Source organism: Sphingomonas sp. PP-F2F-A104-K0414 (assembly GCF_004340945.1).
Lineage (GTDB): Bacteria > Pseudomonadota > Alphaproteobacteria > Sphingomonadales > Sphingomonadaceae > Sphingomonas.
Genome location: NZ_SLYD01000019.1, coordinates 1 through 2,764, shown reverse-complemented (window position 1 = coordinate 2,764; position 2,764 = coordinate 1). Strand labels below are relative to the sequence as shown.

2 protein-coding genes and 1 tRNA gene are annotated in these 2,764 nt (G+C 63.2%); all 3 read left to right on the top strand.

Annotation, left to right across the window (positions count from 1 at the left end):
• Positions 1-18 precede the first annotated feature (18 nt).
• The 3 genes from C8J46_RS20600 to C8J46_RS20590 all read left to right on the top strand — a co-directional run bounded on the left by C8J46_RS20600 (position 19) and on the right by C8J46_RS20590 (position 2,544).
• Positions 19-95: transfer RNA gene (locus C8J46_RS20600), tRNA-Met, on the top strand.
• Positions 96-427: 332 nt separating this feature from the next.
• Positions 428-1,468 carry a glycosyltransferase family A protein gene (locus C8J46_RS20595; RefSeq protein ID WP_132742549.1) on the top strand — a complete coding sequence of 347 codons (1,041 nt, stop codon included), beginning with the start codon at positions 428-430 and terminating at the stop codon, positions 1,466-1,468.
• Positions 1,465-2,544: an acyltransferase gene (locus C8J46_RS20590; protein WP_132742548.1), complete on the top strand. Its 1,080-nt coding sequence runs from the start codon at positions 1,465-1,467 to the stop codon at positions 2,542-2,544. Before C8J46_RS20595 ends, C8J46_RS20590 begins: the two co-directional genes overlap by 4 nt.
• The last annotated feature ends 220 nt before the right edge of the window (positions 2,545-2,764 follow it).

The following is a 2,764-nucleotide window of genomic DNA, read 5'->3' as shown; positions in this document are numbered from 1 at the left end:
CTTCGCTAACGCGAATGTCGCGGGGTGGAGCAGCCCGGTAGCTCGTCAGGCTCATAACCTGAAGGTCACAGGTTCAAATCCTGTCCCCGCAACCAAATTCTACGACACTCCCAACCCTGTAGCGCAAGCTCCGGGGCCGTTGGCGTTTCTGTATCGATATATGCAGGCAGTCTTCGAACATCGCAGGTCAGGGCAAACCGAGCCACCGACGATTGCCCCACCTCGTCCGTCCGCGAAACCGAGCGAGATCAAATTCAATAAATCCTGCGGGTGTTTCAGGTCCCGCGCCATATTCTCTTTCGAGATCCGAGCTAATCATCCGACGCCGCTTTGCATAACCGTCGCATAACACCCGCATTTACAACGGCTCTTTACACCAATAAGTGCCCGACCAACGGGCGCCGTCCCGAACCTACTGGAGCAACACATGGCGCGCGTTGATGTCGTTATGCCCGTGCGAAACGGGGAAGCATTTGTCGAGGACGCCATCCGATCGATGATGGTGCAGACCGAGCGCGACTGGCGGTTGATCGTCCTGAATCATGCGTCGACCGATGCGACCGGGGAGATCATTGATCAGCTGGGGGGGGAGGATCGTCGCGTACAGCGTCAAGATTGTGGTCCTGCCATGACGCTGTCGGATGTCCGCAATGCGGGCTTCGATCGGAGCGATGCACCGTTCGTCCTGCTCCACGATGCCGACGATTTGTCGGTGCCCGAGCGGATCGCGGTGCTGCTGGCCGAGATGGAGCGCCGGCCCCATCTCGTTCTCGTCGGCAGCAATTACGTCACCGTCGATACCCAGCTAAAACCACTAGGCACGCGCAAGCTGCCAAGCGATCCGGACCGGCTCGCGGTGGCGGCGCTCTTCAGCAACCCGATCGCGCAGCCCACCGTGATGCTGCGACGTCTCGCGCTCGACAAGGCCGGCGCGCGCTACGGCAAGACCTTCCTCACGCCATCCGGAGGCCCCGCGCCAATGACGGTGGCGACGCTGGTCGAGGATTATCTGATGTTCGGCCAACTCGCGATCGAAGGGCTGTGCGCCACCGTGGCGGAGCAGCTCGTGCTGTACCGCTGGCATGGCGGCAATACGAGTTCGGTCGGCTTTCAACGCCAGATGGAGCTGTCGCTGGACATCTCGCGTCACCTGATGGCGCTGGTCGCGGCAACGCGGGGCGTGGCGTATTGCGATCCGACCCCGTTCTGCAACCATGGCGCCCGACTAGAGCCCGCGTCCGGTACGGACCTGGCCGAGCAATGGCCCCCCTTGCGCCAGGCAATTCTGGCGGCGTTCGGCGACACGCCCGGCGTCCGTCGAGAATTGGCCTTCCGCAGCGTTTTGGGGACCCGCAGCCTGCCCGCGATGCTCGCCAGATTCGCCCGGTTCAGCCTGTCCTACCGACCCGACAGCGATGAGCTCGCAACCATTCGCGCATACGCCGCCAAGACGGTCCGTCGTCGATGAGCGGTATGACAGGGTCGAAGACCGTGGGTGCGGAACGGCGCGGTACGTCGCGGATCGAATATCTCGAGACGCTGCGGGGGTTCGCCTGCCTTTTGCTGGTGGCGTTTCACGTTGTCGGCGACAGCCCGATCCGGGGGCTACGGCTGCCCGCGGACCATTGGCTGTCGATCGCCAATCATGCGCTCCACGTCGTACGGATGCCGCTGTTCGCCTTTATCTCGGGGACGGTCTTCGCATCGTTCGTGCCGAATGCCGGTGCCTGGCGGGGCAAGGTCCTGGCGAAGGCCAGACGATTGTTGGTACCGATGGCATCGGTAAGCGCGCTGTCCTGGTGCATCCAGTCGCTCGTGCTCCACAATGCGACGCCGCCATTGTGGCAGATCTTCTTCTTCTCGTACGATCAGTTCTGGTATCTGCAGGCGACGTTCGTCCTGATGGTCGCGATCCTGACCGTCAGCCTGCTCCTGCCAGGCCGCGATCTTGCCCCCTATGCGCTGGCGCTGGTACCGATCGGATATTTCTATCCGCTGGTATCCGCGTGGCAGCCCGACGTCTTTTCGGCCGGGAAAGCCGTTTACCTCGCGCCCTATTTCCTGCTGGGGCTCTTCATGCGTCGGCATGACCTGCTGCAGGGGGTACGCGGACTGGATACGCTGCCGGGCCGGGTATTGCTTATGATCGGCGTGTTGGGCCTGATGCTGGTTGGCATCAACGCCGATGCCGCCGGCCACAGCCTCATGGGGTCGATGATCGGCTATACCGCCGGGCTGGCGATCTGCCTGTTGGCGGTGTCGATCCGGGCGCGGGTGTCGTGGCTGGCGTGGATTGGCGGCAAATCCTATCCGATATTCCTGTTTCACGTCCTGTTTGCGGCGGGGACGCGGATCGCGCTGCAAAAGATTGCGCCCGTCATGCCGGTATTGTTCTATTTTGCCGGCGGTCTTGGTGCCGGGCTGATCGGGCCGATCATCATGGGCGAGGTGCTGATCCGAAACCGCATCACCGCACTGCTGTTCCTGGGCATCCGGTCGCGCGCGCCCGGCAAGCCGGGCCTGGAGATGGCAACGCCGCGGTGATCGGCCGCGTCGCGCGGTACTGCGCGACGGCTGCGAGGCGAGCATGGACTGTGTGGTCAGCGGTGCTGCGTGCGCAGCCGCAGCCGTAGCTGCAGCCGTGGCTGTAGCCGTAGCCGTAGCCGTAGTGACGTGACCCCCGCCTTTCATCCAGCGGCAACCAGAGACCGACCGTTGTTGTCGCGCAGGAGCGCGGGTGAAGCAACGGTGGGGTTTAAACCCC